The organism is Cloacibacillus sp. (genome assembly GCF_020860125.1).
Taxonomy (GTDB): domain Bacteria; phylum Synergistota; class Synergistia; order Synergistales; family Synergistaceae; genus Cloacibacillus.
Genome location: NZ_JAJBUX010000101.1, coordinates 1 through 25,752 on the forward strand (window position 1 = coordinate 1; position 25,752 = coordinate 25,752).

Annotated in this window: 25 protein-coding genes and 1 tRNA gene; 8 read left to right on the forward strand and 18 right to left on the reverse strand. The window is 57.8% G+C overall.

The annotated features are described in order from the left end of the window. From thrS to rpsO, 5 genes are all read right to left on the reverse strand, one after another. Positions 1-1,815 (reverse strand): threonine--tRNA ligase (thrS, locus tag LIO98_RS12600; RefSeq protein WP_291957744.1); only part of this gene is annotated, 1,815 nt, incomplete at its 3' end. 381 nt (positions 1,816-2,196) lie between these two features. Further along, a complete protein-coding gene (locus tag LIO98_RS12605) occupies positions 2,197-3,924 on the reverse strand; it encodes a S8 family serine peptidase (RefSeq protein ID WP_291957747.1) in 1,728 nt (575 codons plus the stop codon). 306 nt (positions 3,925-4,230) lie between these two features. Beyond that, positions 4,231-4,668 carry a dUTP diphosphatase gene (gene dut / locus LIO98_RS12610; RefSeq protein WP_291957750.1) on the reverse strand — a complete coding sequence of 146 codons (438 nt, stop codon included), beginning with the start codon at positions 4,666-4,668 and terminating at the stop codon, positions 4,231-4,233. A 2-nt stretch (positions 4,669-4,670) separates the two neighbouring features. Then, positions 4,671-6,989, reverse strand: a complete 2,319-nt coding sequence (locus LIO98_RS12615) for a polyribonucleotide nucleotidyltransferase (RefSeq protein WP_291957753.1) — start codon at positions 6,987-6,989, stop codon at positions 4,671-4,673. Between the two features lie 114 nt (positions 6,990-7,103). After that, positions 7,104-7,370: a 30S ribosomal protein S15 gene (rpsO, locus tag LIO98_RS12620; protein ID WP_066745670.1), complete on the reverse strand. Its 267-nt coding sequence runs from the start codon at positions 7,368-7,370 to the stop codon at positions 7,104-7,106. 369 nt (positions 7,371-7,739) lie between these two features. On the opposite strand from rpsO, the gene glpK reads away from it, so the two are divergent. From glpK to pgsA, 5 genes are all read left to right on the forward strand, one after another. Beyond that, positions 7,740-9,236 (forward strand): glycerol kinase GlpK, encoded by a 1,497-nt coding sequence (glpK, locus tag LIO98_RS12625; RefSeq protein WP_291957755.1) that lies wholly within the window; start codon positions 7,740-7,742, stop codon positions 9,234-9,236. Between the two features lie 127 nt (positions 9,237-9,363). Then, positions 9,364-10,818: an NAD(P)/FAD-dependent oxidoreductase gene (locus LIO98_RS12630; RefSeq protein WP_291957758.1), complete on the forward strand. Its 1,455-nt coding sequence runs from the start codon at positions 9,364-9,366 to the stop codon at positions 10,816-10,818. After that, positions 10,811-12,073 (forward strand): FAD-dependent oxidoreductase, encoded by a 1,263-nt coding sequence (locus LIO98_RS12635; protein WP_291957761.1) that lies wholly within the window; start codon positions 10,811-10,813, stop codon positions 12,071-12,073. Before LIO98_RS12630 ends, LIO98_RS12635 begins: the two co-directional genes overlap by 8 nt. After that, positions 12,070-12,423 (forward strand): DUF1667 domain-containing protein, encoded by a 354-nt coding sequence (locus LIO98_RS12640; RefSeq protein ID WP_291957764.1) that lies wholly within the window; start codon positions 12,070-12,072, stop codon positions 12,421-12,423. The genes LIO98_RS12635 and LIO98_RS12640 overlap by 4 nt, the downstream gene beginning before the upstream one ends. Before the next feature lie 169 nt (positions 12,424-12,592). Then, complete coding sequence (pgsA, locus tag LIO98_RS12645; protein ID WP_066745684.1) at positions 12,593-13,138, forward strand: CDP-diacylglycerol--glycerol-3-phosphate 3-phosphatidyltransferase; 546 nt, start codon at positions 12,593-12,595, stop codon at positions 13,136-13,138. A gap of 332 nt (positions 13,139-13,470) precedes the next feature. On the opposite strand, the gene trpS is transcribed toward pgsA, so the two are convergent. Continuing rightward, positions 13,471-14,559, reverse strand: coding sequence for a tryptophan--tRNA ligase (trpS, locus tag LIO98_RS12650; protein WP_291957769.1), 1,089 nt, complete (start codon positions 14,557-14,559; stop codon positions 13,471-13,473). Between the two features lie 104 nt (positions 14,560-14,663). Further along, complete coding sequence (gene plsY, locus LIO98_RS12655) at positions 14,664-15,257, reverse strand: glycerol-3-phosphate 1-O-acyltransferase PlsY (RefSeq protein WP_291957772.1); 594 nt, start codon at positions 15,255-15,257, stop codon at positions 14,664-14,666. A gap of 295 nt (positions 15,258-15,552) precedes the next feature. Here plsY and LIO98_RS12660 point away from each other — a divergent pair, with 295 nt between their 5' ends. Then, positions 15,553-16,917, forward strand: coding sequence for an META domain-containing protein (locus tag LIO98_RS12660; protein ID WP_291957775.1), 1,365 nt, complete (start codon positions 15,553-15,555; stop codon positions 16,915-16,917). Between the two features lie 138 nt (positions 16,918-17,055). Here LIO98_RS12660 and LIO98_RS12665 read toward each other — a convergent pair whose 3' ends face one another. Next, the gene (locus LIO98_RS12665; RefSeq protein ID WP_291957778.1) at positions 17,056-17,274 is read right to left on the reverse strand and encodes a type II toxin-antitoxin system RelE/ParE family toxin; all 219 of its coding nucleotides are present in this window, start codon (positions 17,272-17,274) and stop codon (positions 17,056-17,058) included. Between the two features lie 59 nt (positions 17,275-17,333). Between LIO98_RS12665 and LIO98_RS12670 the strand changes: the two genes are divergently transcribed. Both LIO98_RS12670 and LIO98_RS12675 read left to right on the forward strand, forming a co-directional pair. Next, positions 17,334-17,597 (forward strand): AbrB/MazE/SpoVT family DNA-binding domain-containing protein, encoded by a 264-nt coding sequence (locus LIO98_RS12670; protein WP_291957780.1) that lies wholly within the window; start codon positions 17,334-17,336, stop codon positions 17,595-17,597. Beyond that, positions 17,591-17,905, forward strand: a complete 315-nt coding sequence (locus LIO98_RS12675; RefSeq protein ID WP_291957784.1) for a type II toxin-antitoxin system PemK/MazF family toxin — start codon at positions 17,591-17,593, stop codon at positions 17,903-17,905. The genes LIO98_RS12670 and LIO98_RS12675 overlap by 7 nt, the downstream gene beginning before the upstream one ends. 89 nt (positions 17,906-17,994) lie before the next feature. On the opposite strand, the gene LIO98_RS12680 is transcribed toward LIO98_RS12675, so the two are convergent. The 10 genes from LIO98_RS12680 to LIO98_RS12725 form a co-directional block, all read right to left on the reverse strand. Beyond that, positions 17,995-18,072, reverse strand: a tRNA-Pro gene (locus LIO98_RS12680). 123 nt (positions 18,073-18,195) lie between these two features. After that, positions 18,196-18,483, reverse strand: a complete 288-nt coding sequence (locus LIO98_RS12685) for an HU family DNA-binding protein (RefSeq protein WP_008712618.1) — start codon at positions 18,481-18,483, stop codon at positions 18,196-18,198. Positions 18,484-18,609: 126 nt separating this feature from the next. Next, entirely contained in the window at positions 18,610-19,920 is a 1,311-nt protein-coding gene (gene der / locus LIO98_RS12690) for a ribosome biogenesis GTPase Der (protein WP_291957789.1), read from the reverse strand. 18 nt (positions 19,921-19,938) lie between these two features. Next, positions 19,939-21,297, reverse strand: coding sequence for a PFL family protein (locus tag LIO98_RS12695; RefSeq protein ID WP_291957791.1), 1,359 nt, complete (start codon positions 21,295-21,297; stop codon positions 19,939-19,941). A 6-nt stretch (positions 21,298-21,303) separates the two neighbouring features. Continuing rightward, positions 21,304-21,573 (reverse strand): ACT domain-containing protein, encoded by a 270-nt coding sequence (locus LIO98_RS12700; RefSeq protein WP_291957793.1) that lies wholly within the window; start codon positions 21,571-21,573, stop codon positions 21,304-21,306. Positions 21,574-21,718: 145 nt separating this feature from the next. Next, positions 21,719-23,515 (reverse strand): hypothetical protein, encoded by a 1,797-nt coding sequence (locus LIO98_RS12705; protein ID WP_291957798.1) that lies wholly within the window; start codon positions 23,513-23,515, stop codon positions 21,719-21,721. Beyond that, the gene (gene coaBC, locus LIO98_RS12710) at positions 23,515-24,726 is read right to left on the reverse strand and encodes a bifunctional phosphopantothenoylcysteine decarboxylase/phosphopantothenate--cysteine ligase CoaBC (RefSeq protein ID WP_291957801.1); all 1,212 of its coding nucleotides are present in this window, start codon (positions 24,724-24,726) and stop codon (positions 23,515-23,517) included. Before coaBC ends, LIO98_RS12705 begins: the two co-directional genes overlap by 1 nt. Then, positions 24,710-24,934, reverse strand: a complete 225-nt coding sequence (locus LIO98_RS12715; protein ID WP_291957804.1) for a DNA-directed RNA polymerase subunit omega — start codon at positions 24,932-24,934, stop codon at positions 24,710-24,712. Before LIO98_RS12715 ends, coaBC begins: the two co-directional genes overlap by 17 nt. Beyond that, positions 24,931-25,500, reverse strand: coding sequence for a guanylate kinase (gmk, locus tag LIO98_RS12720; protein WP_291957806.1), 570 nt, complete (start codon positions 25,498-25,500; stop codon positions 24,931-24,933). Before gmk ends, LIO98_RS12715 begins: the two co-directional genes overlap by 4 nt. Next, entirely contained in the window at positions 25,497-25,751 is a 255-nt protein-coding gene (locus LIO98_RS12725) for a DUF370 domain-containing protein (RefSeq protein WP_273310058.1), read from the reverse strand. The genes gmk and LIO98_RS12725 overlap by 4 nt, the downstream gene beginning before the upstream one ends. Between the last annotated feature and the right edge of the window lies 1 nt (position 25,752).

The following is a 25,752-nucleotide window of genomic DNA, read 5'->3' on the forward strand; positions in this document are numbered from 1 at the left end:
GCGTTCGCGGACGGCGAGTGTGCCGTTTTCAGCCTCTTTCGCGCCGATAACGAGCATGTAGGGGACCTTCTGAATCTGCGCGTCGCGGATCTTCTTGCCGAGCTTCTCGTCGCGCGCGTCGATCTCCACGCGGATGTCCTGCTCTTTGAGCCGTTTGGCCATCTCTTCGGCGTAAGGCAGGTATTCGGCGGCTACGGGCAGCAGCTTGGCCTGCACGGGGGCCAGCCAGTAGGGGAAGGCGCCCGCGTAGTTTTCTATGAGGATGCCCATGAAGCGCTCAAGGCTGCCGAGGACGGTCCTGTGGAGCATGACGGGGCGATGCTCCGCGCCGTCCTTGCCAATGTAGGTCATGTCAAACTTCTCCGGCATCTGGAAGTCGAGCTGGATCGTGCCGCACTGCCAGGTACGGCCGATGCAGTCCTCGAGGTGGAAGTCGATCTTCGGGCCGTAGAAGGCGCCGTCGCCGGGGTTGAGTTTGTAGGGCGTGCCGGTCTCCTCGAGCGCCTCTTTAAGGCACTGCTCGGCGAGATCCCAGAGCTTCGGGTCGCCCATCGAGTCCTCGGGGCGCGTGGATAGCTCCACATAGTATTTGAAGCCGAAGACGTCCTGATAGACATAGCGGTCCAGCTCCATGATCGCCTTTATTTCGTCTTTTATCTGCTCCGGCGTGCAGTAGATGTGCGCGTCGTCCTGCGTAAAGGCGCGCACGCGCATGAGGCCGTGCAGCGCGCCGGAACGCTCGTGGCGGTGGACGAAGCCGAGCTCCGCCATGCGCAGCGGCAGTTCGCGGTAGCTGTGGATGTCGTTCTTGTAGACGAGGATGCCGCCGGGGCAGTTCATCGGCTTCACGGCAAACGGCGCTTCGTCTATCTCCGTAAAGTACATGTTCTCTTTATAGTGGTCCCAGTGGCCCGACTGGAGCCACAGCGAACGGTCGAGGATCATCGGCGTCTTGATCTCCACGTATCCGCGCTTCACATGCTCCTTGCGCCAGAAGGCCTGCAGGGTGTTCATGATGACCATGCCCTTCGGGTGGAAGAAGGGGAAGCCGGGGCCCTCGTTATGGATGGAGAAGAGGTCGAGCTCTTTGCCGAGCTTGCGGTGGTCGCGCGCCTTAGCCTCTTCCAGGCGGCGCAGATAGGCCTTGAGTTCGTCCTCCGAGCCGAAGGCCGTCCCGTAGATGCGCGTAAGCATTTCGTTTTTCTCATCGCCGTGCCAGTAGGCCCCCGCGAGCGAAAGCAGCTTGAAGAATTTGCAGCAGCCGGTATGCGGTACGTGCGGGCCGCGGCAGAAATCCACGAAGTCCCCTTCGGCGTATACTGAGAGCGTCTCGCCCTCTATGCCCTCGATGAGTTCGACTTTGAGGTCCTCGCCCATCGCGGAGAACTTTTTCACCGCCTCCTCTTTGGAGAGCTCGCTGCGTACCAGCGGGATCTTCTCCTGCGATATCCGGCGCATCTCAGCCTCGATCTTCGGCAGGTCGTCCTCCGATATCGGCTTCGGGAAGCGGATATCGTAATAGAAGCCGTCCTTTATCGCGGGGCCGATGCCGAATTTCGCCTCGGGATAGAGGCGCAGCACGGCGTGCGCGAGAAGATGCGCCGTCGAATGGCGCAGAAGGTGAAGCCCCTCCTCGCAGTCTGGGAAGAGCGGCGTAAAGACCGTATCCTCCGCGAATACCCTGTCGCAGTCCACGGGCTCGCCGCCGACCGTGGCCCCGATAGCCTTCTTCAAATGCCATATGTCAAGCAGCTGGCGCACTGTCGCGCTCTCCGCCTCGTAGCTTTTACCCTCCGGTGTTGAAAAATGTGCCATCATATATTCCTCCTTATTAGTAATCAAAAAGGCCGCCTCCTGAAACAATTCAGGAGGCGGCCTGTATCATCCGCGGTTCCACTCCAATTCGGCCCTTAAGGGCCCTCTGACGCGCTGTACAGGGCGCAACCCTGATATCTTATCCTTACGGCTTCGACATCCGCTCCGGGGTGGTCTTCAAAGCTCTAACGCTGGGAACCTTCCAGCTCTGTAAAACAGGGCTCCCTCTCTGTGACGCCGACGGGCCTCTACTCTCCCCTTCATCACGCTGCAGTATGCAATTCAACATCTGCGTTTATACTGCTCTGCGGCGTTTTTGTCAAGGTCGCATATCACTATCAAGGCTCACGGACAGCCGACTACAGGATGTCCTCACGTCCATCACCGTCTCTTATTCGCGCGGAGGATAAAGGGTACGAGGGCGGCAGCCGCCAGCGCAAGGACTCCGAAGCCAGCCGCGCAGCCGGAACCGCCCCCAGTCGGTTGAGGCGACGGCTGAGGAGCAGCATAGTCATATGCCGCCAGTACGTCGAGCATGCCATAACCCGAGTATCCCTCCCTGAGTATATTCTTATTGGCACCCTCAAGCAGCATCGTCCTTATCTCCGAAGCGCTCTTTTTAGGATAGAGCGAGCAAAGCAGCGCCGCGGCCCCCGCGACCATCGGCATCGCCATAGATGTGCCGGAGGCGACGCGGTATCCGCTCACGTCCCATATATCTTGTTTTACGCTAAAAATCGGGGTTGAACGGCAGGTACTCAATATCCCATCGCCAGGCGCGAAGATATCAACCCATTTGCCGGTGCTGCTGTAGTTTGAGCTGCCGGCGCGGAGGTCTCCGCTTGTACTGGAGCCAACGGAGATCATATTAGCGACGCGGTAGCAGGCCGGATATACAAGATGACAGTTTTCTCCCTCTGCATCTGCCGCCGCCTTGGCACCAAAATCATCTTCAAAATCAAAGTCGTCTTCTTTGTCGTCGTCAAAATCCACTCCGTTGTTGCCGGCCCCGGCGCAGATAACTATACCGGTGTCGCTGAGCTGCTTTATCTTAGCCTCAAAAAATTCGTTCCGCGCCGACCACCCCAGCGACAGATTGACGACGCGGATATTAACACCTGCCCTCTTCGCCACGGTAATGAAGTCTAACCCTCTCATTACGTCGGAAAGACGCGCCTCTCTCGAGATGCTATCTTTGGAAAAGACGTTGACCGCCATCATTTTGACCTTCCAGCCAACGCCAGCGACTCCCTCATTATTGTTGCCGAGTGCACCGATGATGCCGGCCACATGAGTGCCGTGTCCGCGTATGTCGCCGACGACGCGCATTTTTTCGATATCATCGTATCTGTCGATATCACGGGAGGTCGCCTGACTCGTATCCCCCGGGCCGACGGGGACGCCCGCTATCTCTTTCCAGCCGTCCATAGAGATAAATCTTGCGTGATACCAGATACCGTGGCTGCCGATAAAGTCGTTGTTGATTATGCTGAAGTATTCTTTACGCATAGCATCGACCACATCACGGCTAAAGACGAACATATTATCTTTTAGGTCGGGATGGTCATATATTATCCCCGTATCGACTACGGCCACAACAACTTCTTCCGAACCTGTGCCATGCGCCCACACCTCAGGCAGGCGTATACGCTGGAGGCCCCATTGCTCCGGCCACATCGGGTCGTTGGGAATATTGGCATCAGTATCGGAGAGAGGACTCATCAGATAATTGGGTGTCACGCAGACAACGTCGGGATTCTCTTTCAGCCTTTTTATCAGCGCCTTGGTACTCTCTCCCTCTTTGGCTCGGAAAAGCGCTGCGGTCAAGAGCTCCCCGCCGGGCGCCGAGCTCTTGGCTGCTGATGCGCGAAGAGATGACGAAGCCGCAGGTACCGGAATAAAGGTATGCACAAGCTCGGCGCCGGATTTGGCCGCTGCAGACACTACGGAGTCCGGCAAAGCCCGTTTCGCGGAGGACACGCCGGTGGACGAAACACCCGTTTTCAGCAGCGCTATCGCCTCTCCCTCCGCGTATTTTTGAGCCGCCGAAAGCGGCGCGGCGAAGAACAACACCGTCAGCGATAAAATCAGTGATAATATTTTCCTCACGCCCAACACTCCTTTTCCCAAAATGTTTTTCACATTCCATGCCACTGGATAACGCCGTAAGATTCGAGTCCAAATATCGTTTCGGCCACGTACCATCAAAAAGTATTATAACCGCATCAAACGGCTGCGAAAGCGGTGCTGCCCGAAGTTAAGCCCCGCACAGCAGAGGTCTCACCTCGGTGCTCCGCCGTTTTTATTTTATAAAAAACCCCCGCGCCGTCTAGATAAAAACCTGTTTGCGCGGGGGGTATTATTTAATGCTGAAGATCAGCTCCTGAACGGGAGCCGGTCATCGGCTGCAAACCGTTATCTTTTCCCCGTGCTGCCGAAGCCTCCCGCGGCGCGCTCCGTGTCGCCGAGCTCCGCCGCGGCCTCGAGTTCGACCTGCGTCACGGTGGCAAAGACCATCTGCGCGATACGGTCGCCGGGCTCGATTTTGAAGTCCTCTTTGCCGAAGTTCGCGAGGATCACGCGTATCTCGCCGCGGTAATCCGAATCGATCGTGCCAGGGGTGTTGAGCACCGTCACTCCATGCTTGAGGGCGAGGCCGCTGCGCGGGCGCACCTGCGCCTCGCAGCCCTCGGGCATCTCAAGGTAGAGCCCCGTGCCGACACAGCCGCGCTCTCCGGCCTTTATCACGGCGGCCTCATTGGCGCGGATGTCCATGCCGGAGGAGCCGGGGGTCGCGTAGGCGGGAAGGGTCACCCCTTCGGCCGCCTTAACCTTCACGGTCATCTTTCCCATTTTTAGTTCTTGCGGTCTCTTTCGAAACGGCGCACCGGGCGACCCTGTCTGTCGCCGTCGGAGCTGCCGCCGCGCGAACGGTCATGGCCGCGGTCTCCGCGGTCACGGTCGCCCCTGTCGCGTCCGCCGCCGTCTCTGCGCTCGCCGCCGCCCTTGGGGAACTGCGAGTATCTCTCTTCGCGCGCCTTTTCCGCGGGCACCTGCTCCGCAAACACCGGATCGAGGGCAAGTTCGTCAAGCTTGTCGAGAATACGCTTGCGGCTCAGGTTGACGCGGTGCATGTCATCGATCTCCTTCACCGTCACGATCACTTTATCGCCGATCTCAAAGGCCTCTTCGATCGTCGGCACGCGGTAGTTGCTGATCTCGCTGACGTGGAGCAGTCCCTCTTTGCCGGGCAGCACTTCGACGAACGCTCCGAAGGAGAGCATCCTCGTCACGGTGCCGACGAATGTCTCGCCTGCCTGCACTTCGCGGACGATGTCTTTTATGATCTTGACCGCCATCTGCGCCACGTCGTCGTTGACCGCGGCGACACTGACTCTGCCGCTGTCCTCGACGTCGACCTTGGCGCCGGTCTGCTGCACTATGCCACGAATCGTCTTTCCGCCTGAACCGATGACGTCGCGAATCTTGTCAGGGTCAATATTGAAGGTGACGATCTTCGGGGCGGTGGGGGCAAGTTCGGGACGCGGAGCGGCGATCGTGCCGTCCATTATGTCAAGTATCTGGAAACGGCCCCTCTTGGCCTGCGTGAGGGCGTCCGTCAGTATCTGGCGGGTGATGCCGCCAGCCTTGTTGTCCATCTGCAGCGCGGTAACGCCGTCGCGCGTACCGGCGACTTTGAAGTCCATATCACCGTAGTGGTCCTCAAGGCCCTGAATGTCGGTGAGGATACAGACCTGCCCGCCGTCGGCGATGAGTCCCATCGCGATGCCGGCTACGGCCTTCTTCACCGGCACGCCGGCCGCCATCATCGAAAGGCTGCCGCTGCAGACGGAGGCCATCGAACTGGAGCCGTTGGACTCCAGAATATCGGAAACCTGGCGTACGACATAGGGGAATGACTCGTCGTCGGGGAATACGGCGCGCAGCGCGCGTTCCGCCAGCGCGCCGTGGCCGATCTCACGGCGTCCGGGACCGCGCATCGGGCGCACCTCGCCAACCGAGTAGGGCGGGAAGTTGTAGTGCAGGATAAATCTCTTAGACGGTTCGTCAAGCTTAAGGCCGTCCATCATCTGATCGTCAAGTCCGATCATGCCGAGGGTGGTGACTCCCAATGACTGGGTCTCGCCACGTGTGAAGAGCGCCGAGCCGTGCGTCATCGGCAGGATGTCGACCTCGCAGGTGATCGGGCGGAGCTCGTCCATCGCGCGTCCGTCGGCGCGTTTTCTATCCGTAACGAGCAGTTTGCGGACCGCCTTTTTGACCATCTCATCCATCAGCGAAGCAATATACTTCGACGAATCGGGATAGTTTTCGGCAAACCGGTCCTCAATCTTCTGCTGGGCCGCGGCGATAGCCGCGCCGCGCGCCTGCTTCTGGTTGATCTGCACCGCCTCGTATATTTCGTCGGTGAGGTTCTCTTTCACCCAGCTGTCTATCTCTTCGATGACCACGGGCGCGGGAAGCTGGGCCTTCGGCTTGCCGATCTCGGCGACCACGCCGTCGATGAAGTCCACTATTTTGCGGACCGCTTCGTTGGCAAGCTCCATGGCGTCTACGAGAAGGTCTTCGGAGACCTCTTTCGCCCCCGCCTCGACCATCGTGATGCCGCCCCTGTGGCCGGCGACCACGAGATCCAGCGTACTGTTGGGGATATCCGTCTCATCGGGGTTCACGACGAGTTCGCCGTTGATGCAGCCGATGCGCACCGCCCCTATCGGTCCGTTCCAGGGAATGTCGGAGATCGCGAGCGCGAGCGACGCGCCGTTGATGCCGAGGATGTTCGCGGGATTCTTCTGGTCGACAGACATGACTGTCGACACGACATGGACGTCGTTCCTCATCCACTCTGGGAAGAGGGAGCGGATCGAACGGTCGATCATGCGTCCGCTGAGGATCGCCGTCTCAGAGGGGCGTCCCTCGCGTTTTATGAATCCGCCCGGCACCTTGCCGGCGGAATAGTAGCGTTCTTCAAAGTCTACAAGCAGAGGGAAAAAGTCAAGTCCCTCACGCGCCTTCTCCGCGAGCACCGTCGTCACGAGAAGCGCCGTATCTCCATGCCTGGCAAGCAGCGCGGCATTCGCCTGCTTCGCAAGACGCCCCACTTCAAAGGACATCTTTTTGCCGTATAGTTCCAGTTCAAAAATCTGCTTCATTTTCTTCCTCCTACCTTTTATCTTCAACATTAGAAGAATAGCACAAAAATATAAAAAATGGCGAAAGGATATACCTTTCGCCATGCAAATCTTTTTATTTTTGCGTGATTTTGATTAGTGACGCAGCCCGAGGCGCTGGATGAGCGTCTGGTAACGCATGAAGTCCTTCCTCTTGAGGTACTGGAGGAGCTTGCGGCGCTTTCCGACCATAATGAGGAGCCCGCGGCGGCTGTGGAAGTCCTTCTTGTGCGCCCTCATGTGCTCCGTGAGTTCGCGGATGCGCGCCGTGAGGACCGCCACCTGCACCTCTGTGGAGCCGGTATCGGCCTCGTGTGTCTTGTACTCTTCAATAATTGACTGTTTCTTATCCTTCTCGATCATTTCGATCACTCCATTCTGAGCCTGTTGCGCTCGATTTCCCTTAACTCAGGCAGGTGTAAAGACGCCTGTCCGTGTAAAGGGCTCATGTATATTAACAGAAAGGTGCCGAAAATGGCAAGCTTTTATTTTAAGGCGGGCACGGCAAACACACCGGCCCTGTAAGAGAAATATCGGACGCGCCGTGTTCCCGGGCGGCGCGGCGGTTATGTTTTTCCACGCTGACATTCAATCGTGATATATCGGCAATATGGCAATAGATTATTGCTCATCAACAAAAAATTCCATTGACTCGCTGTCAGCCGCTTTATAGAATTTTAATTATCGTTAATAATATAAATCTCAATGCAGGACGAAAGGGGCAATAGGGCTATGGCGAAGTATATCATGGCACTCGACGCGGGCACTACCAGCAACCGCTGTATCCTCTTCAACGAAAAGGGAGAAATATGCAGTGTGGCGCAGAAGGAGTTTACCCAGTATTATCCGCGGCCGAGCTGGGTCGAGCATGACGCGAATGAGATTTGGGCCACGCAGCTCGGCGTCGCCATCGAGGCGATGGCCAAGATCGGCGCTAAATCGACGGACATCGCCGCGATCGGCATCACGAACCAGCGGGAAACGACCGTCGTATGGGATAAGAACACCGGAGAGCCCGTCTATCACGCCATCGTATGGCAGTGCCGCAGGACCTCCGAGTACTGCGACAGCCTCAGGGAAAAGGGGCTGGCAGACTCTTTCAGAGAGAAGACCGGCCTCGTCATCGACGCCTACTTCTCCGGCACAAAGCTGCGCTGGATACTGGAGAACGTCCCCGGCGCGCGCGAACGCGCGGAGAATGGCGAGCTGCTCTTCGGTACGATCGACACCTGGCTCATCTGGAAGCTCTCGGGCGGAAAAATCCACGTGACCGACTATTCGAACGCCTCGCGTACTCTGCTTTATAACATAGGGGAGCTCAAATGGGACGACGAGATCCTCGCCGAGCTCAATATCCCCAAGTGCATGCTGCCCGAGGTGAGGCCCTCCAGCGCCGTTTACGGCGAGACGGACGAGGCCCTCTTCGGCGATCCGGTCAAGATCGCGGGGGCCGCTGGCGACCAGCAGGCGGCGCTCTTCGGACAGGCCTGCTTCACGCCAGGCGAAGCCAAGAACACCTACGGAACGGGATGCTTCATGCTGATGAATATCGGCGACAAGATAAAATATTCGAAGAACGGGCTCGTCACGACGATCGCCTGGGGGCTTGAAGAGGGCAGGGTCTCCTACGCCCTCGAAGGCTCTATCTTCGTCGCCGGCGCGGCGATCCAGTGGCTCCGCGACGAGCTTAAGATCGTGGACACCTCCCCGGACTCCGAATATTACGCGAAAAAGGTCGCCGACACCAACGGCGTCTACGTCGTTCCCGCCTTCGTCGGTCTCGGCGCGCCCTACTGGGACCAGTACGCCCGCGGCACGATCGTCGGACTCACGCGCGGCGCCAATAAGTCGCATCTCATCCGCGCGACGCTGGAGTCTCTGGCCTATCAGACCTACGATGTACTCAAGGCGATGGAAGAGGACAGCGGCATCAGCCTCGCGGCCCTCAAGGTGGACGGCGGCGCCTGTAAGAATAATTTTCTCATGCAATTCCAGTCCGACGTGATACAGGCTCCCGTCCGCCGTCCGATGTGCGTCGAGACGACGGCAATGGGCGCGGCCTATCTCGCCGGTCTGGCGGTAGGGTACTGGAAGACAAAGGACGACGTCCTCAGCAACTGGGCCATCGACAACGAATTCAAGCCGGAGATGTGCCCCCAAAAGGCGAAAGAGCTCATCGACGGCTGGAAAAAGGCGGTCAAGTGTTCCTTCGGCTGGGCGAAAGACTGACCGATACCGGAGGTCGGTTTCAGTAAAAACATGACAAAACCAAAGATGGAAGACGGGCCCGCAAAGGGGCGGGTCTGTTTTCGTTCCTTTGCGGGCGGGAGAGCCACGCGACGGGAGGAATATGACATTGAAGTATGACGTCCTGATCATCGGAGGCGGCGTCATGGGCTGCGCCGTCGCCCGCGAACTTTCGCGCCGCCGCCTCCGAATAATTCTGCTGGAAAAGTCATCCGATATCTGCGCCGGGCAGAGCCGGGCAAACACCGCGATCGTCCACGGCGGCTATGACGCCGAGCCGGGGACGCTTAAGGCAAAGTATAATGTCGCCGGCAACGCGATGTTCGGCCGCGTATGTTCCGAGCTGGAGGTACCCTACAGGCGCAACGGTTCGCTAGTCGTCTCTTTCAGCGAGAGCGACGACCCTAAACTGGGCGGGCTGCTCGCGCGCGGCGAAAAAAACGGCGTCTCAGGGCTTTCGATAATCGGCGCGGAGGAGATCCGGCGGCGGGAGCCGCATCTCTCAAAGGCGGCCTCCAAGGCGCTGCTCGTTGAGAGCGGAGGGATCGTCTGCCCCTACGGCCTTACGATCGCCTACGCTGAAAACGCCGCGCGCAACGGCGTCACCTTTATCAGAAACGCGGCGGTCACCGGTATAAAAAAATGGCGGGATGGCTGGCATGTCTCGGCCACGGCGGGGGATTTCACCGCCGACGCCGTCGTGAACTGCGCCGGGGTCCACTCGGACGAGATCAACAATATGGTCTCCGAAGAAAAATTTTATATCACGCCGCGCCGCGGCGAATATTACATAGTGGACAAAAAGTATGCCGGTTATTTCAACTCGGCGATATTCCAGCTGCCGACAAAGATGGGAAAGGGCATCCTCGTCGCCCCCACCGTGGACGGCACGCTGCTCATCGGCCCCACCGCCGAGGATATCGATGAACGAGAAGACACGCGGACGACGCGTTTCGGCCTCGACAAGGTGCTCGCGGGGGCCTCGATAAGCTGGGAGGATATTCCCACGCGCGCCTTTATAACAAGCTTCGCGGGGGTGCGCGCCCACTGCGACCGCGACGACTTCATCATTGGCGAAGCTCCCGACGCGGAGCTGTTTTTCAACGCCGGCGGCGTGGAATCTCCGGGGCTCACCTCCGCCCCCGCGATCGGGTGTTACCTCGCAGAGCTGATCGCCGAGAGGCTCTCGGCAGCCGATAATCCGTGTTTTGACCCCGCGCGCCGCGCCATCCCCTCCTTCCGCGAGATGACGAACGGTGAACGCGCGCGCGCGATCACGGCAAACCCGGACTACGCCAAGGTGGTCTGCCGCTGCGAAAATGTCACCGAGGCCGAGATACGGCAGGCGATACGCCGTCCGGTCGGCGCGCGTACCACAGATGGCGTCAAGCTGCGCGTAAGGTCGGGGATGGGGCGCTGCCAGGCCGGCTTCTGTACGCCGAGAACGATCGAGATATTATGCGAAGAGCTGGGGCTGGATCCGCTCGCGGTGACAAAGTCCTCAGGCGCCTCAAATCTGCTTTCACACTATCTCTTCGAAAAGGAGGAAAAGCCGCATGAATAAGGTGGAACTGGCGGTAATCGGCGGTGGACCCGCGGGACTTGCCGCCGCCGTCGCCGCCTACGAGGCGGGCTGCCGCGACCTGCTCATTCTGGAGCGCGAGGACTCTCTCGGCGGGATACTCAAACAGTGCATACATAACGGCTTTGGCCTCCACACCTTCAAAGAGGAGCTTACCGGACCGGAATACGCGCAAAGATATATCGAAAAAATAATAGAATACAGCATCCCCTGCCGCTGCGGCACAATGGTGACAGAGATAACCAGGGACAGAAAGATCACCTGCGTGAGCAGGGCGGCGGGGCTTGAGGAGATAGAGGCCGGGGCCGTCATCCTCGCGATGGGCTGCCGCGAGCGCCCCCGCGGTTCGCTCGGCATTCCCGGGCAGCGCTGTTCAGGCATCTACACCGCAGGCACCGCGCAGCGTTTTGTGAATATGGAGGGCGTCATGCCGGGCAAAAAGGTGATGATCCTCGGCTCCGGCGACATCGGCCTCATCATGGCGCGCCGCATGACCTTCATGGGCGCGGAGGTCAGGGGCTGCGTGGAGCTGATGCCCTTTTCCGCCGGCCTTAAGAGAAATATCGTCCAGTGCCTCGACGATTACGGCATCCCGCTGCTTCTCTCGCACACCGTCATCGACATCGCGGGCAAAGAGCGTCTGGAAGGCGTCACGGTGGCGGCGGTCGACGAACACCTCAGACCGATACCGGGCACCGAAGAATATTACGAGTGCGACACGCTGCTCCTCTCCGTCGGCCTCATACCGGAGAACGAGCTGTCGGCGATGGCCGGCGTGGAGATCTCCGATACGACAAACGGAGCGGTCGTCGACGAATCGCTGCACACCTCGGTGGAGGGGATATTCTCTTGCGGGAATGTCCTTCATGTACACGATCTGGTGGATTTCGTCTCCGAGGAGGCGGCAAAGGCCGGAGAGAACGCCTGGCGTTATGTCAAAGGGGAACGGCCGCGCGGCGGTGGTACGATTACAGTCTCCGCCGGTACGGGCGTGTCGGGCGTCGTACCGCAGTATATATCGCGCGGCGCGCAGGGCGAGGTCACGATGATGTTCAGGCCGCGCGGCGTCTATAAGGACGCCTCCGTCGTCGTAACGGCGGGTATGGAGAAGATTTTTTCAAAAAAACACCGCATCTTGGCCCCCGGCGAGATGGTCTCTCTCAAACTGGATATGGCGTTCCTCAGAGAGCGCCCAGAAGCATCGGAGATAACCGTCGGCGTGGAGAGGCGCGGATGATAACGGAGCTTACCTGCATAGGCTGCCCCATGGGCTGCCAGATAACCGCGGAGACCGAAAACGGCAAAATACTCTCCGTCAGCGGACAGAGCTGCGCCATCGGCAAAAGATACGCGGAGGAAGAGCTGACACATCCGACACGCATGGTCACCTCGCTGATGGAGACGGTAGGTGGTGGGACTTCGCTCTCCGTCAAGACCTCAAAGCCGATCGACAAGGGAAAAATATTTGAATGCCTCGCGGAGATCAGGAGGACTAAGGCCCAGCTTCCGATCCACATCGGGGATATCCTGATAAGGAACGTCTGCGGAACGGAGACTGATATCGTCGCGACAAAAGAACTATACTAAAATGCAAAAAGTTCAATAATTCAGAGGAGGCAGGGAGGGGCAAAATCCCGGCCTCCTGCCATTTTTATATCCCAAAAAGAGATTTTTATGTTATAAATATTGGTAGTGTGCATTTTGAATCGCGAAAAAATGAGACCGCACAACAATGTTTACGGAGGGAATCGTTGCCATGCCATCACCATGGAACCTGCCTAATATGCTGAGCCTGTCGCGGGTCTTTCTCGTCCCCGTCATTCTCGTCTTTCTGACCCTGCGGACACAGTTCGGATTCATCGAGGGGGTAAATATCGGAGACCTCATCGCGGGGCTCGTATTCATCATCGCCTCGATAACGGACGCCGCGGACGGACATATAGCGCGTAAAAGAAACCTTGTCACCAACATGGGGAAATTTATCGACCCCTTAGCGGACAAGATACTCGTCATTGCCGTGCTGACGGCGCTCGTCGAACTTCACCGCTTCCCCGCCTGGATGGTAGTCGTCATCGTCTCACGTGAATTCATCGTCTCGGGGCTGAGGATGGTGGCCGCCTCGGAGGGCGTGGTGATCGCAGCCTCCAAGGGCGGGAAGCTCAAAACCGTCACGCAGATAGTGGGCATCGTGATGCTTATCTTCAACATTCCCTATGCTATGGCGGTCATGTGGGTCGCCGTCATCCTCACGGTATGGTCCGGTATAGACTACGTGATAAAGGGAGCAGACTTGCTGAACTGACTACAGCGCAGACAGCCTAAATGAAAATATGCTGCCGGAGCAAAAGCTCATGGGCGGCATATTTTTATATTTAAGAAAAAATTCCATCCGGCGGCCATAAAAAAATTCATCGACACGTCACGCAGCCCGGCAAAGCGCCGTGACGGCGCTTATAATCGCAGCAGAGGCCCCACATATCCCGGATATTCGCCGTCTGCTGCGTTTACAGCGACGCAGGGGCGGCAAACACTGTGATTCGGGACAGGAACACAAACTGAAGGCCAACGGCCCGTTTAATGGCTCTGCGCGGCGGCGCGGCAATATCTGTGAAGATAGATATCCCGCCGGGCCCGTTACCGCCCCCGGTGCTTCTCTATCTGCCCCTCGATAAGGGCCGTGTCATCAAAATAATTGATACGCATCGCCGTGCGCACGTCGTGAAGGGTCGCGGCGGCCGCGGCCCGTGCGGCTTCGCTGCCGCGCCGCAGGATATCGTATACCTCAGGTATCCGCCGCTCCCACTCACGTCGCCGCTCGCGGATGGGGGCAAGACGGCTCTGCATAACGTTGTTGAGAAACTTTTTGACCTTTATATCGCCAAGGCCGCCGCGGCGGTAATGGGCTTCAAGCTCCTCCAAGCCGCCGTATTCGGGCATAAACTCCGCAAAATCCTCCGGGCGGCTGAACGCCTCCAGATAGATGAAGACCGGGTTGCCCTCCGTAGTGCCGGGATCGTCCACTTTGAGATGATTGGGGTCGGTGAACATCGACATCACCTTTTTGCGTATCTCCTTCGGCTCGTCGGCAAGGTAGATGCAGTTTCCCAGAGACTTGCTCATCTTGGCCATTCCGTCAATGCCCGGAAGCCTCATACAGACCTTGTTTTCCGGCAGTACGATCTCCGGTACGGTCAGCGCGTCGCCGTAGGTGGCGTTAAATTTATGCACTATCTCCCGGCACTGTTCCAGCATCGGCGCCTGGTCCTCACCAACGGGCACAGAGGTCGCGCGGAAAGCCGTGATATCGGCGGCCTGGCTGATGGGATAGGTGAAAAAACCCACGGGGATGCTGGCCTCGAAATTGCGCTGCTGTATCTCGGCCTTGACGGTGGGATTCCGCTGCAGGCGCGCAATGGTGACAAGATTCATGTAATAAGATGTCAGCTCCGTAAGCTCGGGAACCATAGATTGAATAAAGATGGTGGACTTGACGGGATCTATGCCGCAGGCCAGGTAATCGAGCGCCACCTCGATAATATTATCGCGCACCTTCTCCGGGTGCTCGGCGTTGTCCGTCAGCGCCTGCGCGTCGGCGATCATGATGTATATTCTCTCGTATTCGCCGGAATTCTGCAGCGCGACGCGCCTCTCCAGAGAACCTGCGTAGTGCCCCACATGAAGCCGTCCCGTCGGGCGGTCTCCGGTTAAAATTATTTTTGCCATTTTGCCTTTATCCTCCGTGTGCAGTCCTATATTCTTTTCTGACTACGGCAGTATATCATATCAGCCTCGGCGGCTGTATACCGTTTTGCCCCGCTATCCGAGGGCTAAGATTTTACCTTCGACTCCGTGCCGTTTTTCAGCCGCACGATATTTGCCCGGTGACGCCAGACAGAGAGAAGGGCGAGGCAGAACGAGGCGGCCGTATAAGGGCGCGGCATTCCAAAACAGGCGGTGAGCCCCGCGGCGGCGAGCAGCCCCGCCATCGAGGCCACCGATACATATTTCGTCGTCTTCATGACGGCGTACCAGATAATGCCGCCGATTACCGCGGGCCACGGCATAAAGAAGTTATAAAAGCCGATCACGCCAAAGGTGGTCGCCACCCCTTTGCCGCCCCTGAAACCAAGCCAGATGGGAAAATTGTGTCCCAGTACCGCGCATAACCCGGTAAGCGCGAGTACAGCCGGATTGGAGACGAAACAGGAGGCCGCGAGGACGGCGAAGCCTCCTTTGAGCATGTCAAATACGGCGACGGCGACGGCCCATTTTTTGCCCATAAGCCGTCCGACATTCGTCGCCCCGATATTGCCGGAGCCGAAGGCGCGGATATCGGCTCCCTTTATATATTTCGTGACGAGGAAACCTGTGGGACACGACCCCGCAAGATACCCGGCAAAGGCCCAGAAAATAGCTGTCATAAGATCATCTCCACATGAAATTTTATCAGGATAAAGACGCTGAAACACAAGTAAATTTTACGATAGAGGCCTCGGCAAGTCAAATAAAAAGCCCGCGGGACCGGTGCAGACGCATAAGCCAGCCGACGGCGTCCGTGACTTCCGGCGGTCCTCCTGAACGGTCAAGAGTTTGATTTTTCATAGTTTTGGCGTTGCCCTCCGCGGATCAAACGGATAATATGTAACATGCCCTGAGGGCAAAAAAATATCATGACAGGCATCTCCATTGGGAGATATCAAATAGGAGGTCATATTTATGAGAATGAGGAGACTGCTTACATCAGCGGCATTTATCATGCTGCTGGCTGTCCCGGCATACGCCGCGCCGCAGCTGATTCAGGCGGACAGGTATGAGGGATATCTTTTACGAAACGGCTCCGCTGCGGAACGCACGGCCCTGGTGCTGAAGTACGACGCCGTCACCGGAGCTCCGGTAAGTTATCTTGAGACCGTTTACACCGGCATGGCAGGCGAGACAAAACGCAACGGGACTTTCACCGTGAAGGAAGACCGCGCCGCCGGCGCTTCGCGCTTTACGCTGAAGGCAAAGACCAGAGGCCATGACGAATATTTCCTGCGGACCTCCATGGGCACTAGCCTGCGGGCGCGGAACACGGGGGACGGCAGTACGCTGCTGGTGACAGGCGCCCAGCTTCTGAAAGACGGCAAAGAGATAATGCGCTTTCCCGCGAGCTACAGCGGCACTATTCCGGCAGCATCCGGCCCTGGGATACTGATGGAGGTCACCTTTCGGGCAGACCACACCTTCCGCATCGCAGAGACCTACATCGGCGAGTCGGAGGGAAGCAATAAATTTTACGACAGCGGACGCTGGTCGGTGAGCATGGTCAATAAAGACCCCCTCCTCACCCTCAAAACCAGGGACGGCGACCGCTATTTCACAGTCGGCGACAAGAGCGTGACAATGGCCGACAGCCGCGGACGCGCCGCCGAAAGCAAACTTAATTACACGCTGACCGAAGCGGCGGGAGGCGACCTCTTCAAAGCGGCGGCCCTGATGGAGGGCGAATACAGCCAAACCGAAGAGAGCGGCGTATTCCGCGACACGGCCACCGGCAGGAGTTACCCTGTGGCCAAAGGCGGCGACAGCGCCGATATGGAACGCGCCTATTCCGATACGGGGACCACGCCGGGCAGGTACCTGCCGGCAGTGGTGAGGGGCAGCCTCGTTGTACAGCACGGCGCTGACGGTCAGCCTGAGGAGATGCTGCTGGTGGAACGCCTGGTCGCGCTTGGCTCGCAGGAGATCGCGCTGGTAAAAGGCGACTGGAAGATCGTCAGCGCGGGAGAGGTAAAAGCCGCTGAAAATATCAAGGAAGGCAGAGAAAGGCCTTTCCTGAAGTTTGACACGGACGGACGCTTTTACGGATACGCCGGATGCAACCGCATCGCCGGTTCATATATCGTCTCCGGCATGAAGCTGAAGCTGGACGGTATCCTCAGCACTAAGATGGCCTGCCGCGATATGCGGCTGGAAGACGCGCTTTTGGAGGCGCTCCCGCGTGTGCGCTCTTATTTTGTGAACAAGGGCGTGCTGACCCTCAAAGGCGCGGACGGGAACACGCTGGCCCTGCTGACGGACGGAAACGCCGCAAGATAGAGATAAACGTAAAGAGGCTCCAGAAACGGAGCCTCTTTTTTATGCGGAGCGGCGGCTCCGTGAAGAGAGTAAATATTTTTTAAGATGACAAAAAGGGCTCGGCCGGTTTCGGCTGAGCCCAAGATATTGTTTTTACAGCTAGTCGTTATAAATATCTTTTCTATCTCCTATTTTCAAAACAAGAATTGTCACTCTCTCATCTGAAATTTCCGCAAGTATCCGATAGTTCCCCACACGATAACGCCATTGCCCCGCTCTATCTCCTGTGAGGGGCTTCCCGGGCAGTCTTGGGTCTGTATAACCATCAAGATTCCTGCGCATCCACGCCGTAATCAGCCGTGCCTCTCTAGGGCACATAATTGCAATTTCACATAATTAGTGTACACTATGTATATACTTAATATGGAGGGATTTATATGCAGACGACGATCCAAAAGTGGGGCAATAGCCAGGGGATCAGGCTGCCAAAGCATATTTTGGAATCAGTAGGTCTTGAAATACCGTCTACAGGTGAGCCTGTGGAGGTGGAGGTTATCGCCGAAGAGGGTAAGATAACGATCAAGAAGCCGCTTCCCCGCCGCAAGCGCAGGAACATTATTGAACTTTTGGCCGACTATAAGGGCGATTATAAGGCTTCGGAGACAGATTGGGGAGTCCCCGTAGGTAAGGAAGTATGGTAAGCCAGGGGGATATCATCTGGCTGGAGTTTAACCCACAGGCAGGACACCGCCCTGCCGTCGTAGTGAGCAATAACATCTTCAACAATGTTACTGGAATGGCCATCGTCTGCCCCATTACAAGCAAGCTGAAGGCCTTCCCTTTGCATATACCGCTTGACGAACGGACGAAAACACAGGGGATGATCGCCTGTCAGCATATTAAATCTTTGGATATCGCGGCGAGGAATTACCGGCATATCGAGAAGCTGCCGCGTGATATTCTGGATCGTGTGCTGGAGGCGGTCCTATCTGAGATTGAAGAGATTTGACCTTTACGTCATATTGCCTGCCATGATACATAATGGATACAGGTACGTAAAAAGGGCTCGGCCGAAATCGGCCGAGCCCTTATCAATTCTGGTCGGGATGAGAGGATTCGAACCTCCGACCACCTGCACCCCATGCAGGTACGCTAGCCAGGCTGCGCTACATCCCGTGCAATGTGAGATATAATACCGCGTTATTTGTTTTTGGTCAAGGGGAAAAGTAAAATTCCCTCAGCAATGCAGCAAAGGGAATTTGTATCTTAAGCTGCCATAATCAAATTAAAAAGATATGCCTACTTCTTTTCGTTTACAGCTTCCTTGAGAGCCTTGCCCGCGCGGAAAACGGGAACATTCTTCGCCGGAATTTCAATGACCTTCTTGGGGTCCTGAGGGTTACGTCCCTGGCGTGCCGCTCTCTTCTGGACTTCAAACGTACCGAATCCTACGATCTGTACCTTTTCTTCCTTCTGAAGCGCCGTGTAGATATCGTTGAATATCGCTTCTACCACTTCGGCAGCCTTCTTTTTGGTAATGCCCTCTACCTCTTTGGCCACTGTGTTGATGAGGTCTGTCTTTGTCACTTCTGTGCCACCTCCAGTCAAGATTCACACTGCTTTTAATGCAGCATGTAAGGTTTATACCGATAAAATAGCCAGTCGTCAAGTGCTTAAAACGGAAATATAATGTCTATTACGCGTTTTTAAGCACTATATCTTGTTTCTCATGAATATTTTTATCGGAACTCCAGAAAAATCCGCCATTTCACGTAGGAGATTTTCCAGATGGCGCCTGAAAGATTTCGAGCAAAGCTCTGAATCATTCACGAAGAAAATGAACGCCGGCGGCGCTCCGTCCGCCTGCGTGCAGTAGTATATTTTGAGGCTGTGCCCCTTTCCGTCACCAGGCATTCTCTCAAATACGAGCACCTCTTTTACAAGCTTATTGAGCTCGGAGGTGGCTATCCGGCGGCGGCGGTTTTCCTCTACCTTGAGGATCAGCTCCGGTAATTTGCCAAGGCTGCGGCCCGAGAGCGCCGAGATGAAGACTCGCGGTGCGTGGGCGGCAAAGGGCAGCTCTTCGATCAGCTTCTTCGTCATAACGTCGCCGACCTTCTCTTCGCGCGGGGCAAGATCCCACTTGTTGACGACAAGGATGAGCCCCTTGCCGCGTTCGAGCACCTGCCCGATAAGCCGTTTGTCCTGCTCCGTCACCGGGTCCTGCGCGTCGAGCAGCACAAGCGCCACATGGCAGCGGTCGATCGCCTGGTAGGTACGGACGTTTGAATAGTATTCAAGATCCGTGTTCACGCGGCTTTTGCGGCGCAGCCCCGCGGTGTCCAGGAAACGGAATCTCTGTCCGTTCATTTCGACGACGGAGTCGACGACGTCGCGCGTCGTTCCCGCGATATCGCTGACCATCGAACGCTCCTCGCCCGCGAAGGCGTTCAGCAGGCTCGATTTGCCTACGTTGGGCCGGCCGACGAGCGTAACGCGGATCTCGCCGTCGTCCGAGTCGAATTCCTCCGATTCAAGCTTGGCGGTGATGAAGTCAAGCATATCGTCAAAGCCGGTATTATGCTCCGCGCTGGCGGCGACGACCTCGTCAAAACCAAGACCGTAGGCCTCGCCGAGCATCGCGTCCTCCTGTTTCTCGTTGTCGAGCTTGTTCATCACGACGACGACGGGCTTGCCGCTGCGGCGCAGTTTATGCGCGATCTCCTCGTCGGTCGGCGTGACGCCGGTGCGCCCGTCGACAACGAAGATGATGGCGCTGCTCTCGTCTAGCGCAAGGTCGACCTGCTTCTCTATAAGGTCCATGAATGGGTGTTCCGTCTCGGACATAATTCCGCCCGTATCGACGATGTAGAATTTCTTCCCCGCCCATTCAGTCTCACCGTAGAGCCTGTCTCTAGTAACGCCCGGCTGGTCGTCCACGATCGCCGCACGTTTTCCAAGTATCCTGTTGAATATTGAAGATTTGCCGACATTAGGTCTGCCGACAATTGCAACAATTGCCATATTTTTCGTCCTCTTCCGTTAATTTTTGAAGCTGTGGATCGGCGCCGGTATCCTTCCCCCGCGGTTGATAAACGCGGAACAGTCAAATTTGTTTACCTGCATGACCGGAGCGTATCCGAGCAGCCCCCCAAAGGTCACCGTCTCGCCGGCGGTCTTTCCGTATACCGGTATCAAACGCACTGCCGTGGTCTTATTATTTATCATGCCGATTGCCATTTCATCGGCAATGATGCCTGATATCGTCTCAGGTGAAGTATCGCCGGGGATCGCGATCATGTCAAGCCCGACGGAGCAGACGCAGGTCATCGCCTCAAGCTTGTCGAGGGTCAGCGCCCCCGCCTCGACGGATTCGATCATGCCGTGGTCTTCGCTGACGGGGATAAAGGCGCCGCTGAGTCCGCCGACATAGGAGGAGGCCATTACGCCGCCCTTTTTCACGTTGTCGTTGAGGATAGCCAGCGCGGCCGTCGTCCCGGGGGCGCCCGCGTATTCGAGGCCCATCTCCTGGAATATCTCCGCGACGCTGTCGCCTATGGCGGGCGTCGGCGCCAGCGATAGGTCGATGATGCCGAAGGGGACGCCGAGGCGCAGAGAGGCCTCACGCGCCACAAGCTGCCCGACGCGCGTTATCTTGAAGGCGGTCTTTTTCACGGTCTCGCAGAGCGTCTCAAAATCCGCGCCGCGCACCTCTTCGAGCGCCCGCTTGACGACGCCGGGGCCGCTTACGCCGACGTTGATCGCGCAGTCGCGCTCGCCGACGCCGTGAAAGGCTCCCGCCATGAAAGGGTTGTCCTCGACGGCGTTGCAGAATACGACGAATTTCGCGCAGCCGAGCGAATCGGCCTCACGCGAGAGGTAGGCGGTCTCCTTTATCACCTGCCCCATCTGCTTTACGGCGTCCATATTGATGCCGGAATGGCTGGTGCCGAGATTTATCGAAGAGCAGACGCGCTCCGTCACCGACAGCGCTTCAGGCACGGAGCTGATAAGACGCTGGTCGGCCTCCGTGATGCCCTTCTGCACCAGCGCGGAAAAACCGCCGATAAAGTTCACGCCGACCTCTTTCGCGGCGCGGTCCATAGTGCGCGCGATCTCGACGTAGCTCTCCGTCTCGCAGGCCGAGGCGGCGATCGCCACCGGCGTCACCGATATCCTCTTGTTGACGACGGGAACGCCGAACTCCATCGCGATCTCGTCGCCGGTCTTCACAAGTCTTTCGGCGGAACGGGTGATCTTGTCATATATTTTTGCGCAGAATTTTTCGAGGCTCGGATCGGCGCAGTCGAGGATGTTGATACCCATGGTGATGGTACGGACGTCAAGGTTTTCGTCCTGTATCATCTCGTTTGTCTTGCGCGCTTCTGATTTGCTGATCATCTTCGGCTATATCCTGTGCATGCTCTCGAATATCTCTTCGCGCTGGAATTTTATCATCAGCCCTATCTCCTCGCCGAGCTCCTTGAGGCCTCCGGCCATCTCTCCGGGGGTACAGGTACAGGCGCTGATGTCGATTATCATAAGCATGTCGAAGTATCCCTTGATTATCGTCTGCGATATCTCAAGCACGTTGGCGTTTTTATCCGCGAGGTATGTGCAAACCTTTGCAATTATACCCACCTGGTCTTTTCCCAATACCGTAACGATCGCTTTCATTATGCTTCATACCTCCAGATCTTTTATTTAATCGGGCGCAGACCAAATCAAGACGCCCGTCAAAGCCGATGTTTACCTTCCGCCAGCCGTATGCGGAACCCCGAAACCCGCGCGCGGCATATAAAAACGGCGCCGCGCCGATGGTTCAGTCAAGGTATAATAATACCGTAGGAAATCCATTTCTGGTAGCCCTTATGTCAAAAAAAGGCTGTAATATATTTTTTAACTGCTGAAATCGTTTGGTACGTACCCATATTTCTTCGTTATTTTCTTCAGAAATCCAGTATTCTATCTCCGACTCCTCCAGCTGCGGAGTGATTTTTTCCGCCACGCCGGCGGGCGTCGTGATCTTTATCATCGGCATAAATGGCGGCAGCTCCCATTCACGGCGCTCTTTGAGCTCGCGCTGCCAAAATACGCGCCAGCCGCGCCGCAGGGCGTCCTGCCACTCGCGCCCCGGCCTGCGGCTCTGGACGACGATCTTCCGCTCCCGCGAGCCGCCGCCGCGCCACATCGATTCCCAAAGCATCGCGTAGGCGCGCGCCTTCGCGTCATACTCCTGCGAGCGCGCCTCGGCGTCGGCGTCTATCCAGCCGACGACGGCGGGCGACAGTTCGTCGCAGAGCGAGAGTATGCGGCGGGTGCCGATTATCAGCGCGCCGCCGGGATATTCTTTCATAAGCTCTTCGGCCTTCGGCATCTTTTCTTCCTGATTTTGTATGAGGAGTACGTTTTTATAAAGATGTTTCAGCGCCCCCTCCGCCCGCTCATATAGCGCCTCCAGGCCGGGGCGCACGCCGGTGAGCAGCAGGCCGCCGCAGTTCGGGCACTTTTCCGGGATCGGCTCCCGCTGCCCGCAGGCGGTGCAGCGAAGGGTACGGCGGCTCTCCTCCCAGCGCATCGAGGAGCCGCAGCGTTTGCAGCGCAGGGTCTTGCCGCATTCTTCGCAGAGTATCTCCCCCGCGTAGCCCTTGCGGTCAAGGAGCCAGAGCGCCCATTTACCAGCGCGCCGCGCCTCGGCGGTCTCCCTGATGAGCGGCTCGCTGATCGGCAGCGTCTCGCGCAGCGCCTCAAATTCGGAGGCTAGCGCGTCTTTGAGGCTGACAAATATTATGCGCCCGTCGTTTTTCTCCTCGCCGCACAGCGGTTCGGCGCGCAGGAAACCCTTTGAGGAGGGCATAGCCCCCCCGAGCACGAAGCGCGCCCCCGCGAAGGTCGCGCGCATCCCCAGCAGGCTGCGCAGGTGGACGACGGGGTGGCTCTGCGAACGCCAGCCCCCCTGGTTCTCCTCGTCCATCGCGATCACGGAGAGTCCCGCGAGCGGCACAAAGGCCGCCCCCGGCGAACCGACGATAAAGCGCCGTTCGCCAAGCCGCGCGCTCTTCCAGAGCTTCCACTGCGCGGGCGCGGAGACGGGCCAGAGGGCCCCCTCCTCGCGCAGCCCCTTCGGAAGCGAATCCCAAAAGGCTTTGGCAAGTTTCACCTCGGGAAAGAGCACGAGCGAAGGACCTTCGCCCGCGACGATCTCCCGATAGTATTCATAACGGCGCGAAAGGTCTGCGCAGTAGATATCGCCCGCGGAAAACTTTTTTTTCGCCTGTTCTGGCTCGGGCAGAGGTGGAAGGTTTTCGTTGGTAAAAAATTTCGAGGGAAGTACGGTCCGCATCGCGAAGCCGGTGCCGATGAACCAGGTTTCGCCGAACCATTTGATGAGCCGCCAAAGCTCCCCCGGCAGGGGCGGAGCCTCGTCAATGACCTCCGTCACGGCCTTAAGCCGTTTGGGGTCAATGGCCTCCTCCGCTACGCCCGCGAGGGTCATCGCCACCCGCCGGTCCCTGCCGAGCGGTACGGAGACACGAAGCCCCTCGGGGAGGGCCTCATCATGCCTATAGGTGAGGGGCGTCCACCAAGGGGCCGGAATCGCAGCCTGTATCAGGGCCATTATCGTTTTGCGGTAAGCGCGGCGACTGCGTCAAGCAGACGGTCGGCCGCCTCCTCCTTCGTACCGGAGAAGCGCGCGGGATCCGCGCCGCGTTCCAGTATCGTTATCACGTTCGTGTCCACCGCAAAGCCCGCGCCCTGTGCGAGAACGTCGTTGGAGACGATGATGTCGAGGTTCTTCTCCGCCATCTTCCGCTGCGCGTTTTCGAGCACGTTCTGGGTCTCCGCGGCAAAACCGACAAGTATCTGTCCCGGGCGCTTCCGCCCTCCGAGAGCGGCGGCGATGTCCCGGTTCTGCACCAGTTCAAGGGTGAACTCCTGCGCGTCGCCGCGCTTTATCTTCTGTTCGGCGCGGTTGGCGGCCTTGTAATCGCCGACGGCGGCGGCCTTCACGATGACGTCGGCCTCCTCGGAGGCTTTCATGCAGGCCTCGTACATATCGTCGGCGCTGACGGTCTCCACTACCTTTATCCCCGCAGGACGCGTGAGCGTGGAGGGGCCCGTTATCAGGGTGACCTCCGCGCCGCGCTGCCAGGCGGCGCGGGCCACCGCGTAGCCCATTTTGCCGCTGCTGGGGTTGCTTAAATAGCGCACGGGGTCTATATACTCGTGCGTCGGCCCCGCGGTCACCGCCACGCGGAGACCGGAGAGATCCTTTTTCGCGCAGAGCATCATCTTTACGTAGTCGTCTATCACCGCGGCGGAGGGAAGACGTCCCTTACCCTCGTAGCCGCAGGCGAGCATCCCGCTGTCAGGGTCCACCACGACCGCGCCCCGCGCCTCCAGGGTCTTCATGTGCCTCTGCGCCGCCTCGTTGGCGAGCATCTTGCAGTTCATCGCGGGAAAGAGCAGCAGCGGCTTCTGGTTAGCCAGCAGAGCCGCGCCAAGCAGCGTCGCGCTGTCGCCCTCCGCCGCCATGCGCAGCACATTGCCGGTGCAGGGCGCGATGACAAATATATCGGCCCAGTCGGTGAGCGAGATGTGCGGTATCCGCCACCCATATTCGGGCGAGAGGAAGTCGCGCTCACGCCAGACGCGGCGCTTGCTGAGCGTCGAGAGCACCATCGGGCTGACAAAGGCCTCGGCGGACTCCGTCAGGATGGTCTCCACCTCAAAGCCCATCTTTACCCAGCCGTGGAGCAGGTCTGGCGTCTTGTAGGCGGCGATGCCCCCGCTTATGCCGAAGAGTATTTTTTTATGCCGCAGGCACATTTTCCGTCTTGGGGAGCGGATCGATTATCTTGTAGGATATCTTTCCCTCCGTCACATCGCTCACGGCCTTTGAGATATACTTCTCGTCGCCGCCAAGATCCTTGCGCTCGCTAAGCTGGCGCGCGCGCGCCGCGATGACGAGGGTGAGGATATATTTGTTGGGGATATCCCTTTCACGGTAAATTTTCTCAAGATCCATATAAATCATTTAAGTTCCTCCCTATGCTTTTTGACAATTTTTATAAATTCTGCCACTGCGTCTTCCACAATGTCGTTTACAATCACATAATCATACTCTTCAGCGTGCAGGAGCTCCTCTTTCGCGTTCTTAATGCGCAGTTCCTGTTCCTCGCAGCACTCGCTGCCGCGCTTTTTAAGGCGACGGGCAAGCTCGTCGAGCGATGGCGGCTTCACAAAGACCGTCACCGCGTCCGGTATCTTTTTTTTCACGATAAAGGCGCCCTGAACGTCTATCTCAAGAACGATGTCCGTTCCGGAGGCAAGGGCCTCTTCCACAATGTCCCTGCGGGTGCCGTAAAGGTGCCCGTGGACATTCGCGTATTCAAGGAAATCACCGGCCGCTATCCGGCGGCGAAACTCCTCTTCGGAGAGAAAGTAATATGTCTTTCCCTCAGCGTCGAGGCCCGGGCGCGGAGCTCTCGTGGTACACGAGACGGAATAGCTGATATTGGGGAGTTTCTTCAGCGCCTGCTGCAGCACCGTCCCCTTCCCCACGCCCGCGGGGCCGGAAAAGATATAGAGAGTGCCCCTCATGGCCGTTCTCCCTCGCCCTCAAAGCGCGCCGTGATCGTCTCCGGCTGTATCGCGGAGAGGATCACATGCCTGCTGTCCATTATCAGTATCGCCCTCGTCTTGCGCCCCTGGGTCACATCAACCAGCAGCCCCGCCTCGCGCGCCTCGTCCTTGAGGCGGCGGATCGGGGCGGAATCGGGGCTGATGATGGAGACCACCCGTTCCGCGACTACCATATTGCCGAATCCGACATGCACAAGTTTGTAAGACATC

What these genes read in the sequence shown, in the direction of transcription:
- LIO98_RS12665 (WP_291957778.1), bottom strand. Translation starts at nt 17,274, where the DNA reads ATGTGCCCTAGAGAGGCACGGCTGATTACGGCGTGGATGCGCAGGAAT.
- rpsO (WP_066745670.1), bottom strand. Translation starts at nt 7,370, where the DNA reads ATGATCGAGAAGGATAAGAAACAGTCAATTATTGAAGAGTACAAGACA.
- LIO98_RS12640 (WP_291957764.1), top strand. Translation starts at nt 12,070, where the DNA reads ATGATAACGGAGCTTACCTGCATAGGCTGCCCCATGGGCTGCCAGATA.
- LIO98_RS12695 (WP_291957791.1), bottom strand. Translation starts at nt 21,297, where the DNA reads ATGATCAGCAAATCAGAAGCGCGCAAGACAAACGAGATGATACAGGAC.
- LIO98_RS12725 (WP_273310058.1), bottom strand. Translation starts at nt 25,751, where the DNA reads ATGTCTTACAAACTTGTGCATGTCGGATTCGGCAATATGGTAGTCGCG.
- LIO98_RS12670 (WP_291957780.1), top strand. Translation starts at nt 17,334, where the DNA reads ATGCAGACGACGATCCAAAAGTGGGGCAATAGCCAGGGGATCAGGCTG.
- LIO98_RS12615 (WP_291957753.1), bottom strand. Translation starts at nt 6,989, where the DNA reads ATGAAGCAGATTTTTGAACTGGAACTATACGGCAAAAAGATGTCCTTT.
- gmk (WP_291957806.1), bottom strand. Translation starts at nt 25,500, where the DNA reads ATGAGGGGCACTCTCTATATCTTTTCCGGCCCCGCGGGCGTGGGGAAG.
- LIO98_RS12635 (WP_291957761.1), top strand. Translation starts at nt 10,811, where the DNA reads ATGAATAAGGTGGAACTGGCGGTAATCGGCGGTGGACCCGCGGGACTT.
- LIO98_RS12705 (WP_291957798.1), bottom strand. Translation starts at nt 23,515, where the DNA reads ATGGCCCTGATACAGGCTGCGATTCCGGCCCCTTGGTGGACGCCCCTC.
- LIO98_RS12675 (WP_291957784.1), top strand. Translation starts at nt 17,591, where the DNA reads ATGGTAAGCCAGGGGGATATCATCTGGCTGGAGTTTAACCCACAGGCA.
- LIO98_RS12715 (WP_291957804.1), bottom strand. Translation starts at nt 24,934, where the DNA reads ATGATTTATATGGATCTTGAGAAAATTTACCGTGAAAGGGATATCCCC.
- plsY (WP_291957772.1), bottom strand. Translation starts at nt 15,257, where the DNA reads ATGACAGCTATTTTCTGGGCCTTTGCCGGGTATCTTGCGGGGTCGTGT.
- LIO98_RS12660 (WP_291957775.1), top strand. Translation starts at nt 15,553, where the DNA reads ATGAGAATGAGGAGACTGCTTACATCAGCGGCATTTATCATGCTGCTG.
- glpK (WP_291957755.1), top strand. Translation starts at nt 7,740, where the DNA reads ATGGCGAAGTATATCATGGCACTCGACGCGGGCACTACCAGCAACCGC.
- pgsA (WP_066745684.1), top strand. Translation starts at nt 12,593, where the DNA reads ATGCCATCACCATGGAACCTGCCTAATATGCTGAGCCTGTCGCGGGTC.
- dut (WP_291957750.1), bottom strand. Translation starts at nt 4,668, where the DNA reads ATGGGAAAGATGACCGTGAAGGTTAAGGCGGCCGAAGGGGTGACCCTT.
- LIO98_RS12700 (WP_291957793.1), bottom strand. Translation starts at nt 21,573, where the DNA reads ATGAAAGCGATCGTTACGGTATTGGGAAAAGACCAGGTGGGTATAATT.
- der (WP_291957789.1), bottom strand. Translation starts at nt 19,920, where the DNA reads ATGGCAATTGTTGCAATTGTCGGCAGACCTAATGTCGGCAAATCTTCA.
- trpS (WP_291957769.1), bottom strand. Translation starts at nt 14,559, where the DNA reads ATGGCAAAAATAATTTTAACCGGAGACCGCCCGACGGGACGGCTTCAT.
- coaBC (WP_291957801.1), bottom strand. Translation starts at nt 24,726, where the DNA reads ATGTGCCTGCGGCATAAAAAAATACTCTTCGGCATAAGCGGGGGCATC.